Source organism: Streptomyces sp. NPDC043854 (genome assembly GCF_056436005.1).
Genome location: NZ_JBWKDK010000039.1, coordinates 1 through 24269, shown reverse-complemented (window position 1 = coordinate 24269; position 24269 = coordinate 1). Strand labels below are relative to the sequence as shown.

Genomic DNA, 24269 nt, shown 5'->3' with positions numbered 1-24269 from the left:
CGCCACCCGCCCCCTCGATACCGGCCGGTACAGTAAGGCCGTCGTCCACCCTTCCGTACGGGGGGAAGCCGGTGCAATTCCGGCGCTGACCCGCAACCGTGACCCGCCCCGGCCCCCGCCGGGCGGCAGCCGGACTGCCCCGTACACGAAGGTGCGCGGCTCGTGCCGCCGGAGTCTCCGGCGGCCGGCACCGTCGAGGTCAACGGAGTCGGAGCCCGGTGCCTGCGCGCGCCTGCCTCCCGCTCCCCCAGCAGGAGAGGCACCCACCCGCATGAACATCCGCCGCAGCGCCGCAGCGCTCGCCGCCTCCGCCGTGCTCTGCGCGGGTGCCGCCCCCGCGGCCTTCGCCGCGCCCTCGGCGCCGTCCCCGTCGGCCTCGACGCCGCCGGCGATCCCCTCCGGCCTGTTCGGCAGGAAGGACCCCACGTACGACGGCGTGTGGCGGCAGTCCATCGCGCTGCTCGCCCAGCACACGGTCGGCGTCAAGCCCGCCAAGGAGGCCGTGGGCTGGCTGGCCGGGCAGAGTTGCGCGAACGGCGGCTTCGCCTCCTTCCGCGCGGACGCCTCCGCGGCCTGCGACGCGACGACGATGTACGACACGAACGCCACCGCGATGGCCGTGCAGGCGCTGAAGACGCTGGGCGGGCAGGACGCCGCCGTGAAGAAGAGCGTGGACTGGCTGAAGTCCGTCCAGAACGAGGACGGCGGCTGGGCCTTCGTCCCCGGCTCCCCGAGCGACGCCAACTCCACCGCCGTGGTCATCAGCGCCCTGGCCGCGGCGGGCGAGAAGCCGGCCGAGGTGAAGTCGAAGGCCGGCAAGTCCGCGTACGAGGGCCTGCTCGCGTTCCAGCTGGGCTGCGCCGCGCAGCCGCCCTCCGACGGGGGCGCGTTCGCGTACCAGCCGGCCGACGGGAAGCTGCTCCCCAATGCGGATGCGACGGCCGCCGCGGTCCTGGCCGCCCTGGGCAGGGGTGCGGTCGTCGCCCCGGCGGCGAAGGACACCCCCGCGGGCCCGTCGGGCTGCGCCGCGGCCGCCGAGCCGGAGGCCGCCGCCCAGGCGGCGGCCGGCCACCTGGCCGAGGCGCTGAAGAAGGGCGGCGACCACCTCATGGCCGTCACCCCGGGCTCGGACCAGCCGACCCCGGACACCGGCAACACCGTCGACGCGGTGATCGCCCTGGCCGCGGCCGGGCACAAGCAGTCGGCGGCGGGTGCGCTGGAGTGGCTGAAGGGCAACGCCGCGGAGTGGTCGAAGGGCAGCCCGGCGGCCCTCGGCACCCTGGTCCTGGCCGCGCACGCGACGGGCACCGACCCGAAGGCGTTCGGCGGCACGGACCTGGTCTCGGCCCTGAACGCGACGGGCCCGGCCCCGCAGGCCGCGGCGGAGCCGAGCGCCACCAAGAGCGGGAAGGAAGAGAAGGAGGAGAAGGACGGCGGCTCGGACGACCAGAACGTCTGGTGGATGATCGGCGTGGGCGCCGCGGCCGGCATGGGCATCGGCATCCTGCTGAGCGGCCGCCGCAAGAAGAACCAGCTCTGATGCCGAGCCTCCGCACCCGCAACGCCCTCACCCACACCCGCACCCGCACCCGCACCCGCAGAAGCACGCCCCGGTCCGGGACGATCCTGCCCCGGACCTGGACCCGAGCCCTGGCCCTGGCCGTCCTGGCGCTCCTCCTCCCCCTCCTCGCGGCCTCGCCCGCGCCGGCGGCGGGGTACCGCTACTGGTCGTACTGGGACGGCGCGGGCGGCCAGTGGTCGTACGCCACCCAGGGCCCCTCGACGGCCCGCCCGGCCGATGGCTCGGTCCAGGGCTTCCGCTTCGCCGTGAGCAAGGACGCGGCCGCCGAGGCCGCCCGGCCGCGGGCGGCGGCGGACTTCGACGCGGTCTGCTCCGCCACCCCGGCGGCGCCGGGCCGCAAGCGGGTCGCCGTGGTCGTGGACTTCGGCGTCCCGGCGGACGCCCCGGCCGGCGCGACCCCGCCGCAGGACACCCCGCGCACGGCCTGCGCGCAGCTGGCCCCGGAGGCCACTGCCGCGGAGGCGCTGGCCGAGGTGGCCAAGCCGCTGCGCTACAACGGCGCGGCGCTGCTGTGCGCGATCTCGGGCTACCCGGAGCAGGGCTGCGGCGAGCAGATCGCGGACGCCGCCCCCGCCCCCTCGACTCCTGGAGCCGCGGCGCCGCAGAGCGGCGACGACGCGCCGGGGAACGGCCAGGAGGACGGGGAGAAGAAGAAGGACGAAGAAGGTCCGTGGGTGGGCCCCGTCGCCGGCGTGGCGGTGCTGTCCGGCCTCGCGATGGCCGCCGTCTGGCGATCCGTACGACGCCGCCGATGACCTCCGCCACCACCCTCCCCCGCACTCGCACCCGCAGGTACGCCGCCCCGGAAGCCCGGCGCGGCAACGCCCTGCACGCGGGGGCGTGGTGGCTGTGGGCGCTCGGGCTGGCCACCGCCGCGTCGCGGACCACCAACCCGCTCCTCCTCGGGCTGATCATCGCCGTGGCCGGCTACGTCGTCGCCGCACGCCGCACCGCCGCGCCGTGGGCGCGCTCGTACGCCGCCTTCCTCAAGCTCGGCCTGTTCGTGATCGGCCTGCGGCTGCTGTTCTCCGTACTCCTCGGCTCACCGATCCCCGGCACGCACGTGCTGTTCACCCTCCCTGAGGTCCCCCTCCCCGCGTGGGCGCAGGGCATCCGCCTCGGCGGCCGCGTCACGGCCGAGCAGCTCGTCTTCGCCTTCTACGACGGGGCCAAGCTGGCCGCGCTCCTCGTCTGCGTCGGCGCCGCGAACGCCCTCGCCAACCCCGCCCGCCTGCTGAAGTCCCTTCCGGCCGCCCTCTACGAGGCGGGCGTCGCCGCCGTCGTCGCCATGACGTTCGCGCCGAACATGGTCGCCGACGTGGCCCGCCTGCGCACCGCCCGCCGGCTGCGCGGCCGCCCCACCGGCGGCGTCAAGGCCGTCCTCCAGATCGGCCTGCCGGTCCTGGAGGGCGCCCTCGAGCGTTCCGTCGCGATCGCCGCCTCGATGGACGCGCGCGGGTACGGCCGGACCGCCGAGGTCCCGCCCCTCGTACGGCACACCACCACCGTGCTCACCCTGGGCGGCCTGCTCGGCATGTGCGCGGGCACGTACGGACTGCTCGCCGCCGAAGGGGCCGCGTACGGCCTGCCCGTCCTGCTCGTCGGCGTCGTGCTCGCCCTCGCCGGCCTGCGGCTCGGCGGGCGGCGCAGCGTCCGGACCCGCTACCGGCCCGACCGCTGGGGGGCGCGCGCGTGGCTGGTCGCCGGTTCGGGAGCGGCCGTCGCCGCCGCCCTCGTGTACGCCGCCGGGGCCGACCCGCAGACCCTGCGGCCCGGGGTGGTCCCGCTGGCGGCCCCCGTGCTGCCGCTGTGGCCGGCGGCCGCGGTGCTGATCGGCCTGCTCCCGGCGGTCGTGGCACCGGTACCCGGACCGGCAGGCGCACCCGGACCGGTACCCGGACCCGCACGCGAGCGCGAACCAGCCGTGCCCGGCCCGAGCCCGGGCCCCGACCCGAGCCGCGATTCCGAGCCCCATCCGCCCAAGGCCGCTCCGCACGGCGAACAGAGGAAGGAGGAGTCGCAGTGATCCGCTTCGAGCAGGTGTCGGTCACCTACGACGGCGCCCCGCAGCCCGCCCTCCGCGAGGCCGACCTGGTCATCCCGGAGGGGGAGCTGACGCTGCTGGTCGGCCCGTCGGGCTCCGGCAAGTCCACCCTCCTCGGGGCGGTGTCCGGCCTCGTCCCCCATTTCACGGGCGGCACCCTGCGCGGCCGTGTCACGGTCGACGGCCGGGACACCCGTACCCACCGGCCGCGTGAGCTGGCGGACGTCGTCGGCACGGTCGGCCAGGACCCGCTGTCCCACTTCGTGACGGACGTGGTCGAGGACGAGCTGGCGTACGGCATGGAATCCCTGGGCCTGGCGCCCGCCGTGATGCGCCGCCGCGTCGAGGAGACCCTGGACCTGCTGGGCCTGAACGACCTGCGCGACCGCCCCCTCGCCTCCCTGTCGGGCGGGCAGCAGCAGCGGGTCGCCATCGGCTCGGTCCTGACCACGCACCCCAAGGTGCTGGTCCTGGACGAGCCCACCTCGGCCCTGGACCCGGCGGCTGCGGAGGAGGTCCTCGCGGTGCTCCAGCGGCTGGTCCACGACCTGGGCACCACGGTGCTCATGGCAGAGCACCGCCTGGAGCGGGTGGTCCAGTACGCCGACCGGGTGCTGCTCCTGCCCGGGCCGGGCGCGGCTCCGGTCATCGGAGCCCCTGCGGACATGATGGCCGTCTCGCCGGTCCACCCGCCGGTGGTCTCGCTGGGCCGGCTGGCCGGCTGGTCCCCGCTGCCCCTGTCGGTCCGCGACGCCCGCCGCCTGGCACCCCCGCTGCGGGCCCGCCTGTCCGAACCGACGCTCCCGCCCCGGTCGGCTCGCCCAGCAGGTCGGCCGCGCCCGGGCCCGCGCCCCGCCGAGGCGAAGCCCCCGACCGGCGCCGGGGCGGCAGCGACCGCCCCCGCCCGCCCCGGACTCCTGGCGCGGCTGCTCCGCCGCACCGGCGGCCCGAGCGCGGATCCGACCCCGAACCCGGCCCTGAACCCGGCCCCGGCCACGAGCCCGGGCCGCCTTCCGGACGCCGCCGTCCCGGTGGCGCAGGCCCGCGCGCTGTCGGTGCGCCGCGGCCGCGCGGAGGTCCTGCACGGCGTCGACCTCGCGGTGGCCGCCGGCGAGACCGTGGCCCTGATGGGCCGCAACGGCGCCGGCAAGTCCACCCTCCTCGGCGCCCTGGTCGGCACCCTCGCCCCCGCCGGCGGCGAGGTGTCGGTCGGCGGCCGGGTGCCGCACCGCACCCCGCCGGCGGAGATGGTGCGCCGCGTCGGACTTGTCCCGCAGGAGCCCCGCGACCTGCTGTACGCCGACACGGTCGCCGCCGAGTGCGCGGCCGCCGACGCCGACGCCGGGGCGGCCCCCGGCACCTGCCGGGGCCTGGTGTCGGCGCTGCTGCCCGAGGTGGCCGACGACACCCACCCGCGCGACCTGTCCGAGGGGCAGCGGCTGGCCCTCGCCCTCTCCCTGGTGCTCACCGGCCGGCCGGCGCTGCTGCTGCTCGACGAGCCGACCCGCGGCCTGGACTACGCGGCCAAGGCCCGGCTGATCGGGATCCTGCGCGGGCTCGCCGCCGAGGGGCACGCGATCGTCCTGGCCACGCACGACGTGGAGCTGGCCGCGGAGCTGGCCCACCGGGTGGTCGTCCTGGCCGGCGGTGAGATCGTCGCGGACGGGCCGACCGCCGAGGTCGTGGTGTCCTCGCCGGCCTTCGCACCGCAGGTGGCCAAGATCCTGGCGCCGGGCCGCTGGCTCACCGTGCCGGAGGTCGCCGCGGCCCTGGCCCCCGCCCCGGCCGCCGCCCCGGGTGCGCCGTGAGCCGCCCCCTGCGGATCGGCCCGCGGGCCGCGGCCGCCCTCGTCCTCGTCACCCTGATCGGCATCGCCGCGTTCGGCTGGCCGCTGCTCGCCGACCGCCAGTCCGGGCTGGCCCACTCCCAGGACGCCCCCTGGCTCTTCGCGGCGCTGCTCCCCCTCCTCGTCGGCGTCGTCGTCGCGACCGTCGCCGACCAGGGCATGGACGCCAAGGCGGTGGCGATGCTCGGCGTGCTCGCCGCGGTGGGCGCGGCCCTGCGGCCGCTGGGTGCGGGGACGGCCGGCCTGGAGCCGATGTTCTTCCTGATGGTGCTCAGCGGCCGGGTCCTCGGCCCCGGCTTCGGCTTCGTCCTCGGCTCGGTGACGATGTTCGCGTCGGCCCTGCTCACCGGCGGGGTCGGGCCGTGGATGCCGTTCCAGATGCTGGCCCTGGGCTGGTTCGCGCTGGGTGCGGGGCTGCTGCCCGGGCCGGAGCGGCTCCGGGGCCGGGCGGAGCTGCTGATGCTGGCGGCGTACGGGTTCGCGGGCTCGTTCGCGTACGGAACGATCATGAACCTGCAGGGCTGGGTCCTGCTTCAGGGCATGGGCCAGGGCGTGTCCTTCCATCCCGGGGATCCGGTCGCGGCGAACCTGGCGCGGTTCCTCGCGTACTGCCTGGCGACCTCGCTGGGCTGGGACCTGGGCCGGGCCGCGCTGACGGTCGTACTGACCCTCGCCCTCGGCGGCACGCTGCTGAAGGCACTGCGGCGGGCGACTCGGAAAGCTGCCTTCGACGCGCCGGTCTCCTTCGATTCAGGGGCCGAAAGTGGCCCAGGACACGCCCAGAAATAGGTACAAGCAGCCACGGAAGGTGACATTCGGGGCCTTAGGTCGTGAGGCGCCCCACAGGACCCAGGTCACATACGGCCCGCCCTAGTAGCCCTCACGGCACCCGCCCTCCCCCTCCCCGAACCCCTCCCACCTGCACGGCCACCGCGCCCCGCACCGCCTCCTCCCCCACCCCGACCTGCGAGGCCCCCTAGTAGAGGGGGGGCTTTGCCAGGGCGGCGACGGCCTGGCTAACTGGTGTTGTCGCCGAGGCGGCCGGGGCGCACAGCCCCCCGCCGGGACGAACCCCTCTCCCTCACGTGAGTGGCTCACGCATGTCTCCGACATGCCCGCGACCGACCTTGTCCCCTACGGAAGGCTCTCCGTGTCCAACACCGTCATCCGCCGCATCGCCGCTTCCAAGAAGACCCTCGCGGGCACCGTGATCGGCCTTGCCGCCGCCGGTTCCATGCTGGCCGCCGTTCCGGCCCAGGCCGCCCCCACGAGCGCCAAGGCGATCGCCCAGCAGATGATCAAGGACCCGGCCCAGTTCGCCGCCTTCGACAAGATCGTCACCCACGAGAGCGGCTGGGACCACACGGCCACCAACGCGTCCTCCGGCGCGTACGGCCTGGTCCAGGCCCTGCCGGCGTCGAAGATGTCCTCCGCCGGCGCCGACTGGAAGACCAACCCGGCCACCCAGATCAAGTGGGGTCTGGACTACATGAACGAGCGCTACGGCTCCCCGGTCGAGGCCTGGAACTTCTGGCAGGCCAACCACTGGTACTAAGCCGGTGGCACCACGCCGACAGGCGCACCGCACCACGCACGAACGTGCACACACGAAGGCCCCGGTGGCCGGCCTCCCCAGGTCCGGCCCCGGGGCCTTCGCCTTCCCATCCCACACAGGGTTCGTGCGGCGCCGGAGGCGCCGTGTGCGGCCTACGGCTCACTGCCTGCGGCCTACTGCCTGCGGCTTACTGCCCGTGGGCCCCGGCTCGCGGCGTCAGAGCCTCTGGATGATCGTCCCGGTGGCCTGTGCCCCGCCCGCACACATGGTGATCAGGGCGAATTCCCCGTCGCGGCGTTCCAGCTCGTGCAGGGCGGTGGTGATCAGGCGGGCGCCGGTCGCGCCGACGGGGTGGCCGAGGGCGATGCCGCCGCCGTTGACGTTGACCTTGTCCAGGTCCTGCTCGAAGACCTGGGCCCAGCTGAGCACGACGGAGGCGAAGGCCTCGTTGATCTCGACGAGGTCGATGCCCTTGAGGGACATCCCGGCCTTGCCGAGCACGGCCCGCGTCGCGTCGATCGGGCCGTCCAGGTGGTAGTGCGGGTCGGCGCCGACCAGGGCCTGGGCGACGATCCGGGCCCGCGGCTTGAGCCGCAGGGCGCGGGCCATCCGGCGGGAGGCCCACATCACGGCGGCGGCGCCGTCCGATATCTGCGAGGAGTTCCCGGCGGTGTGCACGGCGGTCGGCATGACCGGCTTGAGCCCGGCCAGGGCCGCCATGCTGGTGTCGCGCAGCCCCTCGTCGCGGTGGACCAGGCGCCACATGCCCTGGCCCGCCGCCTGCTCCTCCTCGGTGGTGGGGACCTGGACGGCGAAGGTCTCGCGCTTGAACCGCTCCTCGGCCCAGGCGGTGGCCGCCCGCTGCTGGGAGAGCAGTCCGAGCCGGTCGACGTCCTCGCGGGTCAGGCCCCGGCGGCGGGCGATCCGCTCGGCGGCCTCGAACTGGTTGGGCAGGTCGACGTTCCACTCGTCCGGGAACGGCTTGCCGGGGCCGTGCTTGGACCCGGAGCCCAGCGGCACCCGGCTCATCGACTCGACGCCGCAGGCGATGCCGATGTCCATGACACCGCCGGAGATCATGTTGGCGACCATGTGGTTGGCCTGCTGGGAGCTGCCGCACTGGCAGTCCACGGTGGTCGCGCCGGTCTCGTACGGCAGGCCCATGGCGAGCCAGGCGGTCCGGGCGGGGTTCATCGACTGCTCGCCGGCGTGGGTGACGGTGCCGCCGACGATCTGCTCGACGCAGTCCGGCTGGATGCCCGTACGGGCGAGGAGCTCGCGGTAGGTCTCGCCGAGCAGGTAGGCGGGATGGAGGTTGGCAAGCGTGCCCCCGCGCTTGCCGATGGGCGTGCGTACTGCTTCGACGATGACGGGTTCCGCGGCCATGAGCTCGTCCTCTCCTGCGCAGTGCCGGCGCGGCGGGCCGTCCCGGCGCCCCGCCTGAACTAGTACGCGTTCTAGTTCTCCCCGCAGTCTTATGACCCCCGGGGCCCGCACGCAAGGGTCTTGCACCCGGCCTCCACGGATTCCCCACGCAACAGTTGACGCTCCGTCCCTTGTCAGTTCTAGAACTCGTTACTACGTTTCAGCCACTTCAACTTCCTGATGGGACGTCAGACTTGGAGTCGCCCGATGACCTGTCCCGCGCTGCCCGAGGGTTTCGACCCCACCGACCCCGACCTCCTCCAGGACCGGGTCCCGCTCCCCGAGTTCGCACGGCTCCGGCAGACCGCCCCCGTGTGGTGGTGCGCGCAGCCGCGCGGCGTCACCGGGTTCGACGACGAGGGCTACTGGGCCGTGACCCGGCATGCGGACGTCAAGTACGTCTCCACGCACCCGGAGTTGTTCTCCTCCACCGCCAACACGGCCATCATCCGCTTCAACCCGCACATCCCGCGTGAGCAGATCGAGGCCCAGCGCCTGATCATGCTGAACATGGACCCGCCCGAGCACACCCGCGTACGCCAGATCGTGCAGCGCGGCTTCACCCCGCGGGCGATCCGGAGCCTGGAGGGCGCCCTGCGCGAACGGGCCCGGAACATCGTGGCGCAGGCACACACCGAGGCGACGGGCGGCGGGAGCGGTGCCGGCGACGGGGGCGGTGCCGGCGACGGCGACGGCGGCTTCGACTTCGTCACGCGGGTGGCGTGCGAGCTCCCGCTTCAGGCCATAGCCGAGCTGATCGGCGTACCGCAGGAGGACCGGCTGCGCATCTTCGACTGGTCCAACAAGATGATCGCGTACGACGACCCCGAGTACGCCATCACCGAGGCGGTCGGAGCCGAGGCCGCCATGGAGCTCATCGGCTACGCGATGAACATGTCCGCGGCACGCAAGGAATGCCCGGCCGAGGACATCGTCACCCGGCTCGTGGCCGCCGAGGGCGAGGGCAATCTCAGCTCCGACGAGTTCGGGTTCTTCGTCCTGCTGCTGGCGGTCGCCGGCAACGAGACCACACGCAACGCCATCAGCCACGGCATGCACGCCTTCCTCACCCACCCCGAGCAGTGGGAGCTGTACAAGGCGACCCGGCCGGCGACCGCCGCCGAGGAGATCGTGCGCTGGGCCACCCCCGTGGTGTCCTTCCAGCGAACCGCCACGCAGGACACCGAGCTGGGCGGGCAGAAGATCAAGGCGGGCGACCGGATCGGACTGTTCTACTCCTCCGCCAACCACGACCCCGAGGTCTTCGAGAACCCCGACGTCTTCGACATCACCCGCGACCCGAACCCGCACCTGGGCTTCGGAGGCGGCGGGCCGCACTTCTGCCTGGGCAAGTCCCTGGCCGTCCTCGAGATCGAACTGATCTTCAACGCACTCGCCGACACCCTCCCCGGCCTGCGACTGGTCGGCGAGCCGCGGCGGCTGCGCGCGGCCTGGCTGAACGGCATCAAGGAGCTCCGGGTCAGCCGCGCCTGAGCGGATGCGGCAGGACCGGTTCCAGGACGGCAGGGGCCGCTCCTCCCACGCCCCGGTCCCTGCCGTTCCCTGGGGGCGGGGGTTTTGGCGGTTGTTCACCGGGGTGGCCGGTTCGGGGAGTTCGGCCGCGTTGGCCGCTCTTGACCGGCGTTCTCCGCGATCTCCGTGTTCTCCACTGTTGGGCCGGGGGTTGCACAGAGTGAGGCGACGATCGCGACAAGCCGCGGTAACGGCCCGCCATCGATGCCGTCCGGAGGATTGTCCCGGCGGCGGCAGCGCCGTCAGACTGCGCGGATGAACCTCCAGGACAGCGGTACCGACGAGAGCGTGGAGGCGCGCTGGCAGCGTCTGCCGACGACGTGGCGGCTGATGCTCGACCGGGGTGATTCCCAGGCCGCGGCCACGGGGCGGGGAGTCCTCGCCCTGATCGAGGCCGCCTCCGCGCAACCGGAGCTCCGGCGCTTGTATCCGTTCACCAGCCGCTGCGTACTGCGGTTCGGCTCCGGCAGCGGCCTGCCGACCGAAGCGGACGCGCCGGCCGTTGAGTCGCTGCGCGACGGCCGGTTCCGCGTCCTGAGCCCCAGCCTCACACGCGTCATCGGCGAGGCCGACACGGCGGAGGCGGCGGTCGCCCTGCTCCTCGCACAGCTGTCGGCGACGCCGGAGCAGTGAACCCGGGCGCCGCATCAGCGAGCCCGGGCGCCGGACCGCGCCCGAGTGGCGGCAGCGCCGGCGCGGGCGGATCCTGACAGAACGCGGCGATCCACCGAAGGGGCGCCGGAGCAGTCGTGCCCGGCGCCCCTACGGCCACCCACACGGCCACACGGGCTCGGCCACCACTCCCCGAAGGCATACAGAGCACCCAATTCACCACCCCGGGGCGGTCGTTCCCGAACCCGGCCGACCCGAGGCCGCGCCGGCCCCTACGGGCGCGCGGACACGGACGACAGCCGTGAATCAGCCCGGCTGCCGCGCTGAATCGCCCGGAACGACGATGTCCCCCGCCGGATCCCTAGGATGTCGGTCATGAGCATCGTGAAGATCAACGTTCTGACCGTGCCCGCCGAGCAGCGGGAGGTGCTGGAGCAGCGGTTCGCCTCACGGGCGGGGGCTGTGGAGGGTTCGGACGGGTTCGAGTGGTTCGAGCTGCTGCGTCCGGTGGAGGGCACGGACCAGTACCTGGTCTACACGCGGTGGCGGTCCGAGGAGGACTTCCAGGCGTGGATGGAGGGCCCGATGAAGGCGGCGCACCAGGGCGGGGCCGGCGGCGGCGCGGCGGGGGCGGGAGAGCGGCCGAAGCCGGCGGCCTCGGCGTCGACGGTGTGGTCGTTCGAGGTCGTCCAGCAGGCGGGGCCGAAGACCGGGGCCTGACGGGGAGGACCGGCAGGACCGGGAGGACCCGAAGCTGCGACGAAGGCAGGGAGACGGGGAGGCCGTCAGCTCCAGAAGGCGTCCTCCTCGTCGATGTCCTGGGTGCATTCGTCGATGTCACTGATCTTCCCGCCGACGATCGTGAAGAAGAGGCCGTGCTGGATCTCGAGTCCGCGGTCACCGCGGTCGGCGCGGAACGTGTGCAGGGAGATGCCGTGCCCGCGGCCGTCCACCAACACCGAGTGCAGGTCGACCGCCATGGTGCCGTTGGTCTCCTCGGCGAGCCGGCGGTAGAGGCCGAGGACGGCTTCCCGGCCCTTGTGGTGGCCTGACAGCGGGTTGTTGCCGGGCACGTGGTGGATGACGTCGGCCGTCATCAGCGAGCCCAGGGTGTCCATGTCGCCCTTGCCGAAGGCCTCGTAGCCGCGGCGGATCAGGGCAGCGTCAGGGTGTTGGGACATGGCGGTCACGCCCTCCATCAGTACGATTTAACCCTTTTCCCATCATCGGCCCGTTCCTGTGGATATTCCATGCGGCAGGCCGCGGCGCGCTTCCACAATGACGCCATGAACATCACCTTCGACACCGACACGGGCACCGACGGCACCTGGACCGTCGCCGCCGAACACTTCGACACGCCCGACTCCACCGCACTGCGGCGCGCGTACTACGCGGAAGTCGCCGGACGCTACTGGCAGCGGCCCGCGACCGAGGCCGAGGTCGACGAGGGGCTGCGGGACGACCCGGCCGACGGGCTGGTCCCGCCGACGGGCCAGTTCGTCGTCGGCCGGCTGGACGGCGCGCCCCTGTCCTGCGGCGGCATACGGATGCTCGACCCCGTCACCGCCGAACTGACCCGGGTGTACGTGGACCCCCGCGCCCGCGGCACCGGCGGCGGCGCGGCGCTGTTGGCCGTACTGGAGGACGAGGCCCGGGCGCTGGGCGCCGAGCGGGTCCGCCTGGACACCCGGTCGGACCTGGTGGAGGCGCGGGCCCTGTACGCGCGGAACGGGTACGCGGAGATACCGGCGTACAACTCGGGCCCGTACGCAGAGCACTGGTTCGAGAAGCGCCTGGCGTGAACCCCGGCCCGAGGGCCCGGGGACCGGTCTGAGGCTGCCCGCGCCGGTGAGCGGTGCCGCGCTGCCGGTGCGCCGTGCTGCGCTGCCGGTGAGCGTGCTGCGCTGCCGGTGAGCGTGCCGCGCTGGTGAGCAGACCGCGCCGGTCAGTGGGCGGCGTGGTCGCGGCGCGCGGGCGCGTCGTACGGTTCCTCGGCGTCCGATCCGCAGAGCTCGGCGTTGATCTCCTTGACCAGTTCGGTCAGGTCGGTCGGGCGGTCCGGGCCCCACCAGTCGCCGAGCAGCGCGGCGAGGGACTCCTCCCGGGCCTGCGCCAGCTTCGCCGCGCATGCGCGTCCGCGGTCGGTCGGGATCAGCGGCAGCCCGTCCCGTACGGCGAGCCCGCGCTCCTCGAGCTGGCGGGCGGCGTCGGTGATCACCTTCAGCGGCACGGTGGTGCGTTCCGCGAGCACCGCGGGCTCTGCCGAGCCGTACCTGTTGATCCGCAGCAGCAGCCAGCTGGAGGCGGGCAGCAGGTCCAGCCCGGCCCGTTCGGTGATCTTCTCGTAGACGTGGCGGCGGCCCTCGCGGGTGCCCAGGACCGACAGGGCGCGGGCCACCTCCTCGCGGGAGGAGCGCTGGACGGGGTTGGAGGCGAGCGTCTCGGTCACGTCGGGGGCGGTCACGGAGCCGCGGAGCTTGTCCTCCTTGAGGAACCAGGCGACGGCGAAGGCAAGAAGAACGACGGGGACGGCGTAGAGGAAGACGTCCGTGATCGATTCGGCGTAGGCGTCGAGCACGGTGGGCTGCACGTCGGCGGGCAGTGTCGCGATGGCCCGGGGGTCGGCCTCCACCTGGGCGGCCGTGCCGGGTGGGAGCGAAAGCCCGGCGAAGGCGGTGGTGAGTTTGCCGTCGAGCTGGTTGGTGAAGATCGTGCCGAAGATCGCGACGCCGAAGGAGGCTCCGATGGAGCGGAAGAACGTCGCACCGGAGGTGGCCACGCCGAGGTCCGCGTAGCTGACCGCGTTCTGCACGGCCAGCACGAGCACCTGCATGACGAGGCCGAGCCCGAGGCCGAACACGAAGAAGTAGGCGCTCATCTCCCAGCTGCCGCTGGTGCGGTGCAGCTGGTGCAGCAGCAGGAGTCCGATCGCGGTGACCCCGGTGCCGAGGATGGGGAAGACCTTCCAGCGGCCGGTGCGGCTGACGATCTGACCGGATCCGGTGGAGGCGATGAGCATGCCGAGGACCATCGGCAGCATGTGGACGCCGGACATGGTCGGCGAGATGCCCTGCACGACCTGCAGGAACGTCGGGAGGTAGACCATCGCGCCGAACATCGCGAACCCGACGATGAAACTGATCACCGAGCAGAGGGTGAAGGTGCGGATACGGAAGAGACCGAGCGGGAGGACGGGTTCGGCGGCCTTGCGCTCCACGAGGACGAAGGCGACGACGAGCAGGGCGCCGAGGACGGCCAGGCCGATGATCCGGGCCGAGCCCCAGCCCCAGGTGCCGCCGAGGGAGGCGATGAGGACGAGGCAGGTAGCGACGGATGCGATGAGGAAGGTGCCGAGGTAGTCGATGGTGTGCTTCGTGCGGCGCGCCGGGATGTGCAGGACCGCCGCGATGACGGCGAGTGCGACGAGACCGATGGGGAGGTTGACGTAGAAGACCCAGCGCCAGGACAGGTGGTCGACGAACAGGCCGCCGAGCAGCGGTCCGAGGATGCTGGTCGCGCCGAAGACGGCGCCGAAGAGACCCTGGTACCGGCCGCGTTCGCGGGGCGGGACGATGTCGCCGACGATCGCCATGGACAGCACGATCAGTCCGCCGCCGCCCAGGCCCTGGAGGGCCCGGAACCCGATCAGCTGGGACATGTCCTGGGCGATCCCGCACAGCGCCGATCCGACCAGGAAGATGACGATGGCGGCCTGGAACAGCTTCTTGCGCCCGTACTGGTCGCCGAGCTTGCCCCACAGGGGCGTCGCGGCGGTGGAGGCGAGCATGTACGCGGTGACGACCCAGGACAGGTGCTCCATCCCGCCCAGCTCGCTGACGATCGTCGGCAGGGCGGTGGAGACGATGGTCTGGTCGAGCGCGGCCAGCAGCAGTCCCAGCATCAGTGCGCCGATGGAGACGAGTACCTCACGGGAGGCGTGTTCGGCGGCGGGACCGGATTTCCCCGGGCCGGAGACGGGATCCACGGCGCCCTTGGTGACTTCGCGAGCCATCCGCTCCTCCTCAGGCCGGATCAACATTTCCATCCTGAGCGGTGTGTCCGGTTATGGCCTCTCGGGCGGGTTGGGCGGCCCTTGACGGGTCTGCATAATCGCAGGCAATGGCCAGGGAGGGAGTCCAGTGATCGCTGAGCGCTGTCCGGATTGCGACGCGGTGGGCGTCGTCTGCGAGTGCGCGCCCGGGGGTCCGGGGGGCGCTTTCAAGCCACTTCGCATCCGCCCGTACATATCGCTGTCCCATCCCGGCGAGGCCGACTCACAGGCCACGCAGGTGATACCGCCGGTGCCGCCGATACCGCCAGCCCGGCCGGTATACGGCGCGGAGGCCGGCCCGGGGCACGGCTACGCCCACCCCCATGCGCCGGCACACGGGGACTCCACCCCTGCGTACGGAACACCCGCGATCTGGCCGGATGCACCAGCGCAGGCGACCTGGCCTGCGGAAACGGCCCCGCTGCCGCCGTTCCCGCAGGACTTGGGCGAACTCGGCACACTCGAAGGAAGGAAATGGGGAGGGGGTGGGGGTGGGGCCCCCGGGAAGCGGCCTTCCTCGGGCTCCCGCCGACGCCGCCTGCCGACCGTCCTCGCCGGCGCCGGCACGGTGGTCGCGGTCGGTACGGCGACCCTGGCGCTGGCGGTGCTGCCGCGTTCCGCCGAGAGCGACACGGTTCTTTTGGATGCCAAGCCGACGGGGCCGGCGGTCAGCGTGGTGCCGACCGATCCGACGGGGACGTCCACCTCGGCAGATCCGTCTCCCAAGGCCTCGGCCTCCAAATCCGCCAGGCCCTCCAAATCGGTGTCACCGTCGCCCAGCACCTCCCGCTCATCGGCACCCGCATCGCCGACCCCGTCGGCCCCGCGTGCGGCGAGCAGCTCTCCGGCGGCCCCCAAGGGGCCGACGTTGCAGTACGGCGACTCCGGCCCCGAGGTGGAGAAGCTCCAGCGGCTCCTCGCAGCCCAGGGCCTGTACCGGGGGCGGCACAGCGGCAAGTACGACGACCGCACGGAGAACGCCGTCGCGTGGTTCCAGTGGGAGCACGACATCGAGGGCGACCCGGAGGGCGTCTACGGCCCGCAGACGCGCAAGGTGCTGGAAGGCCTCGGCTGACATCCCGACCCGGCAGTGGCGCACACCGCCCTTTGTTTTGTATCGTGTAGGAACAAAGTGGTTCCGTCCGCATTCCCTGACCGGTGGACGGAACCGCTTGTTCTCTTCTCCCGCCCTGTCTGGAGCCCCGCCGATGTCGGCCAGCACCACCGCCACCCCTGTAGTCCTCACCGCCAAGGCCCTGCTCCTCGACATGGACGGCACCCTGGTCAACTCGGACGCGGTGGTCGAGCGGTGCTGGCGCGAGTGGGCGGTCTCCCACGGCCTGGACCCGGAGGAAGCCCTCAAGGTGGTGCACGGCCGCCAGGGGTACGCCACGATGGCGGTCCTCCTGCCGGACCGCCCGATGGAGGTCAACCACGCCGAGAACGCCGTCATGCTCGCCCGGGAGACCGCCGACACCGAGGGCGTGGTCCCGGTCGGCGGGGCCGCGGAGTTCATGAAGGCGATCGCCCGGCTGCCGCACGCCCTGGTCACGTCCGCCGACGCGGCCCTGGCCGCGACCCGGATGACTGCAGCCGGCCTGCCGATGCCGGAGGTGCGGATCACGGCCGAGTGCGTCGGGGCCAGCAAGCCGGACCCCGAGGGCTTCCTCAAGGGCGCCGCCGAACTGGGCGTCGACCCCGCCGACTGCATCGTCTTCGAGGACTCGGGCGCGGGCATAGCCGCGGGGCGCGCCGCCGGGATGCGCGTGGTCGGCATCGGCCCCCGCGCCGCCGAGCACGCCCCGACGGCCCACGTCCCCGACCTGACCGCGGTACGCGTCACCACAACCCCGACCGGCGCGATCCACCTCGCCCTGACTCCGACCGCCTGACGCCGCACGCACGGCCGGGGCTGCCCGCGGCCCCGTCCCTCCGCCGCAGGTCCAGGCCCGCCAAGGGAAGTCGGCAGGTCCAGCCCGGCTCGGGCGTAGCCCTCGGCCCTGTCGACCACGGGCGTCCGCAGCCCGCCGAGTCGCCACCACCACCGGCCACACATGACCGCTGCGGGCCGCCCGGCCGGCTACTCCACGGCCCCGCCCTCCGCCCGGCGCCGGCCCGGCGCCCACACCCGCCCGCCCGCGTCAGCCCGCGATCGCTTCGTACAGGGAGAACACGGCCAGGGCGGCCATCACGGCAGCGGCGACCTTGGTGATCAGACGCAGCGGCACGTACTTCATCAGCGTGCGGCCACCCAGGATGCCGATGCCCGCCACCGCCCACAGGGCGAGCACGGCACCGATGCCGACCGAGACGGGGTTGTCGTAGCGGGCGGCGAGGTTGGCGGTCATGATCTGCGTGAGGTCGCCGAACTCCGCGACGAGGATCAGCATGAATCCGGCTCCGGAGACCTTCCAGAAGGACTGGTCGGCGGGCGCCTTGATCTCCTCGTCGCCGTCGCTCTTCTTCAGCAGCAGCGTGATCGCGCCCGCGAGGAAGAGGATGCCGACGACGGCCTGGACGAGCCGGTGCGGGAGCAGGGTGAGGACGCTGCCCGCGGCGATGGCGAGCGCGACGTGCACGGCGAAGGCGGCTGCGACGCCGGCGAAGACGTAGCCGGCGCGGTAGCGGGTGCCGAGCATCAGGCCGGCGAGGGCCGTCTTGTCGGGGAGTTCGGCGAGGAAGACGACGCCGAAGGCGATGGCCGTGACGGTGATGCTGAAGTTCGCGCTGAGCACGGGGATGGGACCTCGATCGGTGGGTGGGGCGCCACCGGTTCCGAGAGACCTGGGATGTGTCAGGGGTCGCTTCGGCTCGGCGGCGCCCTGACGGCGTTCACGCGCACACGCCCGGTTGCGGACGGATGCAGGTGAACCTGGACAGGACACTGCGGCCGAAGGTCTCGCTGGCCGACCGCATGCGTGCGGTCTGCCTCCGGGCGCCGGCTGGGTGTCCAGCAGTATGTCGACGGTCCGGCGAAGAGCTACTCCCCTTCTGCTGAGACCAGGATACGGGAGCGCGGGACCGCCCGGACCGGGACTCTGGCCGCTTGCGCCACACGCTCGCGCTGCGCCCTGGCCTGCTCACGCGCCTCACGCACCCCACACATCACCCGCGCGCACGCCACGCCCACGCACCCCCCGGCCCCCGCCCAGACCCGGCCGCGACTGCGACTGCGACTGCGACTGCGACCGCGCCCATTCCCACCCACATCCACCCGGTTACGCAGCAGAGGCGTGCTCGGAATTTCAACTTCCATTTGTTTCAGGAAAGTTGGACCCCCGAATGTGACGTGCCCATGTCGCATACCTGTAACCTTGCGCCCGCCGTCACGCAATCCGGCACCGCCACCCTGGCCGCGCCCCCTCTGGGGGCCACTTGGCCGTACACCCCCCGCACCCAGGGAGCATCCCCATGGCCCTTTCGTCCCGCATACCCTCCGTCTACGCGCGTCGTCTCGGCGTGCTCGCGTCAACCGTTGCGCTGGCCGCCCTCACCTCCCTCGTGAACGCCCCGGTCGCCCAGGCCGCCCCGCCCACCCCCATCAGCGCCTCCGCCGCCCGCGCCTACCTCGCCACCGTCACGCCGCGCGCCGAGGGCTCCTCCAGCGGGTACAGCCGCAGCCTGTTCCCGCACTGGAGCACCGTCTCCGGCACCTGCAACACCCGCGAGACCGTCCTCAAGCGGGACGGCATCAACGTCGTCACCGACTCCAACTGCGCCTCGGTCAGCGGCAGCTGGTTCTCCGAGTACGACGGCGCCACGTGGACCGCCGCCGCCGACCTCGACATCGACCACGTCGTCGCGCTCTCCGAGGCCTGGCGCTCCGGGGCCAGCTCCTGGACCACCTCCAAGCGCCAGCAGTTCGCCAACGACCTCACCCGCCCGCAGCTCATCGCGGTCACCGACTACGTCAACCAGGCCAAGGGCGACCAGGACCCGGCCGAGTGGCTGCCGTCCCGCACCTCCTACCGCTGCACCTACGCCCGCATGTGGGTCCACGTGAAGCAGTACTGGGGCCTGAGCATGGACTCCGCCGAGAAGACGGCCCTGGTCAATGTCCTGAACGGCTGCTGACAGCCCGACACCCGACCGATTTCCCCCACGAGAGGGAGGCCAGGCTCCCCCTCCTCGTCGTACCGTGATCGAAAGCTACGGAGGAGGGGGAGTTCCATGGCAACGCTGCGCCTGGGGCCGCTGCTGCGCCACGTCGACTGGGACACGGGCGGTTCGGCCACGATATGGGTCGAGACCGATCGCCCGTGCACGGCCGAGGTGCGCTGCGCCGACGGGGCCGCCGGCAGCGTGCGCACCTTCCAGATCGCCGGGCACCACTACGCGCTGGTACCGGTGACCGGCCTGACCCCGGGGACCGCGACCCCGTACGAGGTGCTGCTGGACGGGGTGCGTGTCTGGCCGCTGCCCGACAGCGACTTCCCTCCGAGCACGATCAGCACGCCTGCCCTCGACGATCCCGGCCGGCCGGGCCCCGGCCTGCGGATCACGTTCGGCTCCTGCCGGCAGGCCGCCCCGCCCGCCGACCGGCACGGGCCGCACGGGCCGGACGCGCTCAACACCCTCGCCGCACGGCTGGCCGCCGCCCCGCACGAGCCGCGGCCCGACGTCCTGCTGCTCCTGGGCGACCAGGTGTACGCCGACCGGTTGTCCCGGGAGACCCGGCAGTGGCTCGCGGCCCGGCGCGGCCTGCGGGAGGCGCCCGGAGCGCAGGTCGCCGACTACGAGGAGTACACCCGCCTCTACTACGAGTCGTGGCTCGACCCGGAGGTCCGCTGGCTCCTGTCGACCGTCCCCAGCCTCCAGATATTCGACGACCACGACATCGTGGACGACTGGAACACCAGCGCTGCCTGGCTGGCGGAGATGCGGGCGACGCCGTGGTGGCAGGAGCGGGTGATCAGCGGGCTGATGTCGTACTGGGTGTACCAGCACCTGGGCAATCTCTCGCCCGCCGAGCGCGCGGCCGACGCGCTGTACCAGGCCGTGTGCAAGGACGCGGACGGCACGGACGCGCTGCGTGCCTTCGCCGCCGCGGCGGACGCCGACCCCAGCTCGGTGCGGTGGAGCTACCGGCGCGATCTCGGCCGGTCGCGACTGCTGATGGTGGACACGCGGGCGGCGCGGGTGCTGGCCGAGGACGGGCGGGCCATGCTCGGCCCGGCCGAGCAGGAGTGGCTCCGGAAGAACGCGCTGGCCGACCAAGGAACGTTCGACCACCTGCTGATCGGGTCCTCCCTGCCCTGGCTCATGCCCCCGCTGATCCATGACGCGGAGGTGTGGAACGCCGCGCTGTGCAGCGGTGGGCGGGGGCCCCGCTGGGCGCGGATCGGCGAGGACCTGCGGCGGCGCAGCGATCTGGAGCACTGGGCGGCGTTTCCCGCCTCGTTCAAGGCACTGAGCGATCTGATCGAGGAGGTGGGGACGGGGCCGCGGGCGCCGGCGACGGTGGCCGTGCTGTCGGGGGACGTGCATCACGCGTATGTGGCCGAGCCCCGAATACCCAGCACGGCGCGGGTGTTCCAGCTGACGTGCTCGCCCGTGCACAACTCGATTCCGGCGGTGGTGCGGTGGGGATTCCGGCTGGGCTGGTCCAGGGTCGGCCGCTGGCTGGGGCGCGGCCTGTCGCGGCACGGACGGACGGGCCGTCCTCCGCTGAGCTGGCGGCGTACGGGCGGCCCCTGGTTCGGGAACCAGCTGATGACGCTGTCGTTGTCGGGCCGGTCGGCACGGCTGCAACTGGACCAGGCGCGCCGGATGGGCGGAAAGCGGTGGAGGCCGCGTGGCGGCGGCCGGGTGGGCGCAGGCGCCCGGCTGGTGACGGTGCTGGACCGCCGGCTCACGCCGGAACCGTGAGCGGCCTGGGCGGCCGGCCCGCAACCGGGCAGACCCCGCCAGCGCCGCCGGGACGGATCCGGCTTGCGGAACCGCACCACCTGACAGCCTGGCACCCTGACCGCCGACCGACGACGGACCACGCTTCAGGACCCGGCGGAGCCGAACGCAGTAAAACGGAACCCTGCGGCTGACGCGCCGTGCACGTGGGGCGCCCCCGGGCGTCCGAAGCGGGAGTGCCCGGCGTACGCTGTATGGCTGTCAAGCCGCCCCTGCCGCTTCCGCGCGACGTCGCGGCGCTTCATGCCGAGGCACGTCAACCGGACCGGGGGGTCTCGTCTTGTGGGAGAGTCTGGGGTCGCTGACCGCGAGCCCATGGATCTATGCCGTCGTGGCGCTGTCCGTCGTGCTCGACGTGTTCCTTCCGGTGCTGCCGAGCGGAGTACTGGTGATCACTGCGGCGGCGGCAGCGGCCGCCGCCGGGGCGGCGGGACCGGTCCCGGTGCCGGAGCAGGTACCGGACATCGCTGCACTCCTGCTGATCGCCACGACCGCCTCGGTGCTGGGCGACATGGCTGCGTTCCGGCTGGCCCGGCGCGGCGGCGACCGGCTGGAGCGGGCCATCGCCCGTTCCCGGCGCCTGACGCTGGCCCAGGAGCGCCTGGGCACGGCCCTGGCCCGGGGCGGCGGAGCCCTGGTGGTGATCGCCCGGTTCGCACCGGCCGGCCGTTCGGTGGTGTCGCTGGGCGCCGGGAAGACCCACCGCAAGGTGCGGGAGTTCCTGCCCTGGTCGGCTCTTGCGGGCATTGCCTGGGCCGGTTACAGCGTGGCCTTCGGCTACTTCGGCACCCAGTGGCTCGGCGCGGCCTGGCTCGGTACCGCGGTCTCCGTGATCGCCCTGTTCGCCGCGGGCGCCCTGGCCGCGTTCGTCATCCGCCGCCCCGTCCCCGCAGCGGCGCCGACGGCGTAACAGCCAGACCCGCCCCCGCCCGGTCCTCCCGTCCTCGGCGCCGACGGCGTATCACCCCGGCCCCCTGACCTCGGCGCCGACGGCACAGCGCACCCACGCCGCACGGCCAGCCTGCGCCGCACAGCCCGCGTTGCGACGCGGCGCCGTCCTACGCCCCCGCATTGCCGGGCCGCGCTCCCTCGCCGCCCCGCCCGGGCCCGTCTCCGTGCCTTCCCCCGGGCGGAGCAGCGGCTCACCCGTTCACCCGGCCCCGATCGCCGTCGGCGGCTCGGGCTCCTAGCGTCCACAGCACGGTGCGCAACCGAATCCGCGTCACATCCGTGGCCTGGCCGCGCCGTTTCGAGGAGCCCGAGGAGTTCTCTCCATGCCCGCCAAGCCGTCGAACCGCCAGCTGCTGAGCCTCGCGGCCGCGACGCTCGCCGTCGCCGCCACCGCCGCTCCGCTCCCCGCCGCCCATGCCGCCGCCGGCGGCTCCCCCCTCTCGGCCACGGTCTCACCCACCACCGTCGCCCCCGGCGGGCGCGTCGTCCTCAGCCTCCGGGGCTGCGGGAGCAGCCTCGGCCGGGCCTCGTCGAGTGCGTTCGGCGAGGCCCGGCTGTCGCCGGGCAGCAGCTTCGGCATCCTGTCCGGGAGCGCCACCCTCCTGCGCAGCGCCCCCACCGGCGTACACCCCGTCACCTTCGAGTGCGGGGACTTCGGCGGGACGCGCGTCACCGTCTCCCTCCAGGTAGCCCCCGGCGCGGCCCGCGGCGGCGAGGGCGGCAGCATCGGTGCGGTGAGCCCGGGCCAGATCGCGATCGGCGGCACTCTCGCCGCGAGCGCGCTCGGCACCGGCATCTGGATCCTGCGCCGCCGGGCCCGTACGTCCTGACCCCGGTCACCCCCGATCGGGCCTCATCAGGCAGGGGCAGGGGCGGCGGCCGTTGCGGTGGAGCCCCGCACCCGGAGCCCGTCCAGCAGATCGCGTGTCGCGTCGGCGACGGCGTCCACGGCCGCGTCGAAAACCTCCTGGTTGTGCGCGGCGGGAGCCCGGAAGCCGGACACCTTGCGGACGTACTGCAGCGCGGCTGCGTGGATCTCCTCCTCGGTGGCCTTCTCGGGGAGGGCGGGCGGGCGGAGGGTCTTAATGGAACGGCACATACCCCCACTATCCCGCTACCCGGGCAGCTCGGCCCCGGACAGTTTCATGATCAGGCCGGCCTGGAGCCGTGCCCGCAGCTCGGGGTCCGCGACCTCGTCCAGCAGCACGACGGCCTGCTGCATGGCCGCGGCCGCCCGGCGGTCCTCCCGCAGGGCCGCGGTCTGATCGGCCATGTGCCGCAGCGCGATGTCGGCGCGCCGGTGGAACAACTGCCCGATGAGGGTGACGACCACCCCGACCGAGCTGATCACGACTCCGAGGTAGAGGTCGCCGGTGCTCTCCGCCTTCCAGACGCCGAGCGCCACGCCGACCAGCAGGATCGCGGCCCCGACCCCGGCGAACCGCTGGCTGGTGGCGAAGCTGCTGCGCGCCTGCGCGAGCCCGTACGCGTAGTACTCGACCAGAACGGCCGTGAACCCGGCGTCCCCCCGGGCCTCGGGCCTGTCCCGCTCCTGCCCGCGCGGGATGCCGCCGACGTCGGCGTACTTCGGATCCCCGGCCGCCTCCGTCCTCCCCGCACCTCTACCCGCGCCGTCCCCCGACTCCGCCGGCCCCGCCTCGGCGATCTGAGCGATCAGCCGCGCCCGCTCGGCCTCCCGCCGCTGCTCGAACCCGGCCCCGGCCTTCCTCTCCCACACCGCCAGCACGCCGGCGACCCCCAGCAGAGCCGCCCCCACGACACCCCACTCGCCCATCCCCCGACCATCCCACGCCCCTGCCCGCCACCGACACCCCTCCGCCGGGATGCGCCCATCTGACGTGCGGCGCGCCCGGTGAGGGACCTGGGCGCTGCGGCCCCCGGCACCCCACCGAGGGAGGGAGGCTCGCCGAGCCCGACATGGTCGGCGACCTCCGGACCGCGGCCCTGTCGGCCTCGGGAGGAACGATCGACCGGTGGTGCACACCGCGTTCCGACTCCCCAACAACTTCGCCGCGCCCCTCGACGCGACCGCGGCGACCCCTGCCGCCTGGCCGTGGATTTCCCGGACGGGGACGGCACGACGATCCGCCAGCTGCACCTGTCCGACACGACCGCGCCGGCCCCCCGCTCACTTCATGCCCCGGTCGACGGCAGGACGCCGACCGACCGGCACCATCTGGTGCGGGGCAGCCTTCCGTTCACGGTCAGCTGCCGCCCCCGCTTCGACTACGGGCGGGCCCCGCACACCCCGGAGCCGGCCGACGACCGGGCGGCGCGCGGATCGCCTCCCTCACGACGGCGCTCCCCGTGCAGATCGGCGGCGAACGCAACTGGGGCGACGTCCCGGCCACGGAAGCACAGCTGCGGAAGGCTCACGGCCTCCGCGCCGACCCTGATCCGACGCCACGGCCGGACCCGGCCCCACGCCGCCTGGCCCGCGCCTATCCTGACGCCGTGCCGTAGACCCCGTCACCGCCACTCTCCGCGGGCGATGTGGACTCTCGGCGGACTCCGATCACGAGGAAGCCCCCCGGCGATCTTGCGCCGGGGGGCTTCCTCACTGCTCTGACCTGCCAGGTCCTACTGGTGGGCGCGGACGGTTTCGAACCGCCGACATCTGCTTTCTAAGCTCGCCCGGTGTCCGTTCCCTAAGGGCTGTCCCGTAAATGATCTTCCTGTTGCCTCGGGCATGGTTGGTCGCCGTGTGGGTGGCTCGGCTATCCGGCGAGGGCGAGGTTGTGC

General features: G+C 73.4%; 22 protein-coding genes. 16 read left to right on the top strand and 6 right to left on the bottom strand.

The annotated features are described in order from the left end of the window. Nucleotides 1–271 precede the first annotated feature (271 nt). The 6 genes from AC068A_RS28140 to AC068A_RS28115 all read left to right on the top strand — a co-directional run bounded on the left by AC068A_RS28140 (nucleotide 272) and on the right by AC068A_RS28115 (nucleotide 7027). A complete protein-coding gene (locus AC068A_RS28140; protein ID WP_478589054.1) occupies nucleotides 272–1540 on the top strand; it encodes a prenyltransferase/squalene oxidase repeat-containing protein in 1269 nt (422 codons plus the stop codon). Then, on the top strand, nucleotides 1540–2337 hold the full coding sequence (locus AC068A_RS28135) for an SCO2322 family protein (protein ID WP_478589053.1): 798 nt from the start codon (nucleotides 1540–1542) through the stop codon (nucleotides 2335–2337). The genes AC068A_RS28140 and AC068A_RS28135 overlap by 1 nt, the downstream gene beginning before the upstream one ends. Next, a complete protein-coding gene (locus tag AC068A_RS28130) occupies nucleotides 2334–3608 on the top strand; it encodes an energy-coupling factor transporter transmembrane component T family protein (RefSeq protein ID WP_478589052.1) in 1275 nt (424 codons plus the stop codon). Before AC068A_RS28135 ends, AC068A_RS28130 begins: the two co-directional genes overlap by 4 nt. Further along, nucleotides 3605–5434, top strand: a complete 1830-nt coding sequence (locus AC068A_RS28125; RefSeq protein WP_478589051.1) for an ABC transporter ATP-binding protein — start codon at nucleotides 3605–3607, stop codon at nucleotides 5432–5434. The genes AC068A_RS28130 and AC068A_RS28125 overlap by 4 nt, the downstream gene beginning before the upstream one ends. After that, nucleotides 5431–6261, top strand: a complete 831-nt coding sequence (locus AC068A_RS28120) for an ECF transporter S component (RefSeq protein WP_478589050.1) — start codon at nucleotides 5431–5433, stop codon at nucleotides 6259–6261. Before AC068A_RS28125 ends, AC068A_RS28120 begins: the two co-directional genes overlap by 4 nt. Nucleotides 6262–6622: 361 nt before the next feature. Beyond that, nucleotides 6623–7027: an aggregation-promoting factor C-terminal-like domain-containing protein gene (locus AC068A_RS28115; protein ID WP_478589049.1), complete on the top strand. Its 405-nt coding sequence runs from the start codon at nucleotides 6623–6625 to the stop codon at nucleotides 7025–7027. Between the two features lie 216 nt (nucleotides 7028–7243). Here AC068A_RS28115 and AC068A_RS28110 read toward each other — a convergent pair whose 3' ends face one another. After that, nucleotides 7244–8413, bottom strand: coding sequence for a steroid 3-ketoacyl-CoA thiolase (locus AC068A_RS28110; RefSeq protein WP_478589048.1), 1170 nt, complete (start codon nucleotides 8411–8413; stop codon nucleotides 7244–7246). Nucleotides 8414–8659: 246 nt separating this feature from the next. On the opposite strand from AC068A_RS28110, the gene AC068A_RS28105 reads away from it, so the two are divergent. The 3 genes from AC068A_RS28105 to AC068A_RS28095 all read left to right on the top strand — a co-directional run bounded on the left by AC068A_RS28105 (nucleotide 8660) and on the right by AC068A_RS28095 (nucleotide 11317). Further along, nucleotides 8660–9946, top strand: a complete 1287-nt coding sequence (locus AC068A_RS28105) for a cytochrome P450 (RefSeq protein WP_478589047.1) — start codon at nucleotides 8660–8662, stop codon at nucleotides 9944–9946. Between the two features lie 294 nt (nucleotides 9947–10240). Next, nucleotides 10241–10618: a DUF6193 family natural product biosynthesis protein gene (locus AC068A_RS28100; protein ID WP_478589046.1), complete on the top strand. Its 378-nt coding sequence runs from the start codon at nucleotides 10241–10243 to the stop codon at nucleotides 10616–10618. 354 nt (nucleotides 10619–10972) lie between these two features. Continuing rightward, nucleotides 10973–11317, top strand: coding sequence for an antibiotic biosynthesis monooxygenase family protein (locus AC068A_RS28095; RefSeq protein ID WP_478589045.1), 345 nt, complete (start codon nucleotides 10973–10975; stop codon nucleotides 11315–11317). A 65-nt stretch (nucleotides 11318–11382) separates the two neighbouring features. On the opposite strand, the gene AC068A_RS28090 is transcribed toward AC068A_RS28095, so the two are convergent. Next, entirely contained in the window at nucleotides 11383–11778 is a 396-nt protein-coding gene (locus AC068A_RS28090; RefSeq protein ID WP_478589044.1) for a nuclear transport factor 2 family protein, read from the bottom strand. Between the two features lie 105 nt (nucleotides 11779–11883). On the opposite strand from AC068A_RS28090, the gene AC068A_RS28085 reads away from it, so the two are divergent. Next, entirely contained in the window at nucleotides 11884–12399 is a 516-nt protein-coding gene (locus tag AC068A_RS28085) for a GNAT family N-acetyltransferase (protein WP_478589043.1), read from the top strand. Nucleotides 12400–12542: 143 nt separating this feature from the next. Here AC068A_RS28085 and AC068A_RS28080 read toward each other — a convergent pair whose 3' ends face one another. Further along, entirely contained in the window at nucleotides 12543–14609 is a 2067-nt protein-coding gene (locus AC068A_RS28080; RefSeq protein WP_478589042.1) for a DHA2 family efflux MFS transporter permease subunit, read from the bottom strand. Between the two features lie 907 nt (nucleotides 14610–15516). Between AC068A_RS28080 and AC068A_RS28075 the strand changes: the two genes are divergently transcribed. Both AC068A_RS28075 and AC068A_RS28070 read left to right on the top strand, forming a co-directional pair. Next, nucleotides 15517–15723, top strand: a complete 207-nt coding sequence (locus AC068A_RS28075; protein WP_478589041.1) for a peptidoglycan-binding domain-containing protein — start codon at nucleotides 15517–15519, stop codon at nucleotides 15721–15723. 133 nt (nucleotides 15724–15856) lie between these two features. Next, nucleotides 15857–16540, top strand: coding sequence for an HAD-IA family hydrolase (locus AC068A_RS28070; RefSeq protein WP_478589040.1), 684 nt, complete (start codon nucleotides 15857–15859; stop codon nucleotides 16538–16540). A gap of 249 nt (nucleotides 16541–16789) precedes the next feature. Here AC068A_RS28070 and AC068A_RS28065 read toward each other — a convergent pair whose 3' ends face one another. Beyond that, on the bottom strand, nucleotides 16790–17383 hold the full coding sequence (locus AC068A_RS28065; RefSeq protein WP_478589039.1) for a TMEM165/GDT1 family protein: 594 nt from the start codon (nucleotides 17381–17383) through the stop codon (nucleotides 16790–16792). Nucleotides 17384–18077: 694 nt separating this feature from the next. On the opposite strand from AC068A_RS28065, the gene AC068A_RS28060 reads away from it, so the two are divergent. The 4 genes from AC068A_RS28060 to AC068A_RS28045 all read left to right on the top strand — a co-directional run bounded on the left by AC068A_RS28060 (nucleotide 18078) and on the right by AC068A_RS28045 (nucleotide 22336). Further along, the gene (locus AC068A_RS28060; protein ID WP_478589090.1) at nucleotides 18078–18722 is read left to right on the top strand and encodes an HNH endonuclease family protein; all 645 of its coding nucleotides are present in this window, start codon (nucleotides 18078–18080) and stop codon (nucleotides 18720–18722) included. Between the two features lie 96 nt (nucleotides 18723–18818). Then, nucleotides 18819–20516, top strand: coding sequence for an alkaline phosphatase D family protein (locus AC068A_RS28055; RefSeq protein WP_478589038.1), 1698 nt, complete (start codon nucleotides 18819–18821; stop codon nucleotides 20514–20516). 319 nt (nucleotides 20517–20835) lie between these two features. Next, complete coding sequence (locus AC068A_RS28050; RefSeq protein ID WP_478589037.1) at nucleotides 20836–21465, top strand: DedA family protein; 630 nt, start codon at nucleotides 20836–20838, stop codon at nucleotides 21463–21465. Between the two features lie 364 nt (nucleotides 21466–21829). Next, nucleotides 21830–22336, top strand: coding sequence for a hypothetical protein (locus tag AC068A_RS28045; RefSeq protein ID WP_478589036.1), 507 nt, complete (start codon nucleotides 21830–21832; stop codon nucleotides 22334–22336). A 26-nt stretch (nucleotides 22337–22362) separates the two neighbouring features. On the opposite strand, the gene AC068A_RS28040 is transcribed toward AC068A_RS28045, so the two are convergent. Next, nucleotides 22363–22605, bottom strand: a complete 243-nt coding sequence (locus AC068A_RS28040) for a DUF2277 domain-containing protein (RefSeq protein ID WP_478589035.1) — start codon at nucleotides 22603–22605, stop codon at nucleotides 22363–22365. A gap of 15 nt (nucleotides 22606–22620) precedes the next feature. Continuing rightward, nucleotides 22621–23301 carry a TRADD-N-associated membrane domain-containing protein gene (locus tag AC068A_RS28035; RefSeq protein WP_478589034.1) on the bottom strand — a complete coding sequence of 227 codons (681 nt, stop codon included), beginning with the start codon at nucleotides 23299–23301 and terminating at the stop codon, nucleotides 22621–22623. Nucleotides 23302–24269 lie beyond the last annotated feature (968 nt).

Excerpts from the sequence above, each read along its gene's own strand:
- AC068A_RS28055 (WP_478589038.1), top strand. The coding sequence starts at position 18,819 with ATGGCAACGCTGCGCCTGGGGCCGCTGCTGCGCCACGTCGACTGGGAC.
- AC068A_RS28080 (WP_478589042.1), bottom strand. The coding sequence starts at position 14,609 with ATGGCTCGCGAAGTCACCAAGGGCGCCGTGGATCCCGTCTCCGGCCCG.
- AC068A_RS28035 (WP_478589034.1), bottom strand. The coding sequence starts at position 23,301 with ATGGGCGAGTGGGGTGTCGTGGGGGCGGCTCTGCTGGGGGTCGCCGGC.
- AC068A_RS28085 (WP_478589043.1), top strand. The coding sequence starts at position 11,884 with ATGAACATCACCTTCGACACCGACACGGGCACCGACGGCACCTGGACC.
- AC068A_RS28070 (WP_478589040.1), top strand. The coding sequence starts at position 15,857 with ATGTCGGCCAGCACCACCGCCACCCCTGTAGTCCTCACCGCCAAGGCC.
- AC068A_RS28040 (WP_478589035.1), bottom strand. The coding sequence starts at position 22,605 with ATGTGCCGTTCCATTAAGACCCTCCGCCCGCCCGCCCTCCCCGAGAAG.
- AC068A_RS28095 (WP_478589045.1), top strand. The coding sequence starts at position 10,973 with ATGAGCATCGTGAAGATCAACGTTCTGACCGTGCCCGCCGAGCAGCGG.
- AC068A_RS28130 (WP_478589052.1), top strand. The coding sequence starts at position 2,334 with ATGACCTCCGCCACCACCCTCCCCCGCACTCGCACCCGCAGGTACGCC.
- AC068A_RS28090 (WP_478589044.1), bottom strand. The coding sequence starts at position 11,778 with ATGTCCCAACACCCTGACGCTGCCCTGATCCGCCGCGGCTACGAGGCC.
- AC068A_RS28045 (WP_478589036.1), top strand. The coding sequence starts at position 21,830 with ATGCCCGCCAAGCCGTCGAACCGCCAGCTGCTGAGCCTCGCGGCCGCG.
- AC068A_RS28100 (WP_478589046.1), top strand. The coding sequence starts at position 10,241 with ATGAACCTCCAGGACAGCGGTACCGACGAGAGCGTGGAGGCGCGCTGG.
- AC068A_RS28140 (WP_478589054.1), top strand. The coding sequence starts at position 272 with ATGAACATCCGCCGCAGCGCCGCAGCGCTCGCCGCCTCCGCCGTGCTC.
- AC068A_RS28135 (WP_478589053.1), top strand. The coding sequence starts at position 1,540 with ATGCCGAGCCTCCGCACCCGCAACGCCCTCACCCACACCCGCACCCGC.
- AC068A_RS28105 (WP_478589047.1), top strand. The coding sequence starts at position 8,660 with ATGACCTGTCCCGCGCTGCCCGAGGGTTTCGACCCCACCGACCCCGAC.
- AC068A_RS28110 (WP_478589048.1), bottom strand. The coding sequence starts at position 8,413 with ATGGCCGCGGAACCCGTCATCGTCGAAGCAGTACGCACGCCCATCGGC.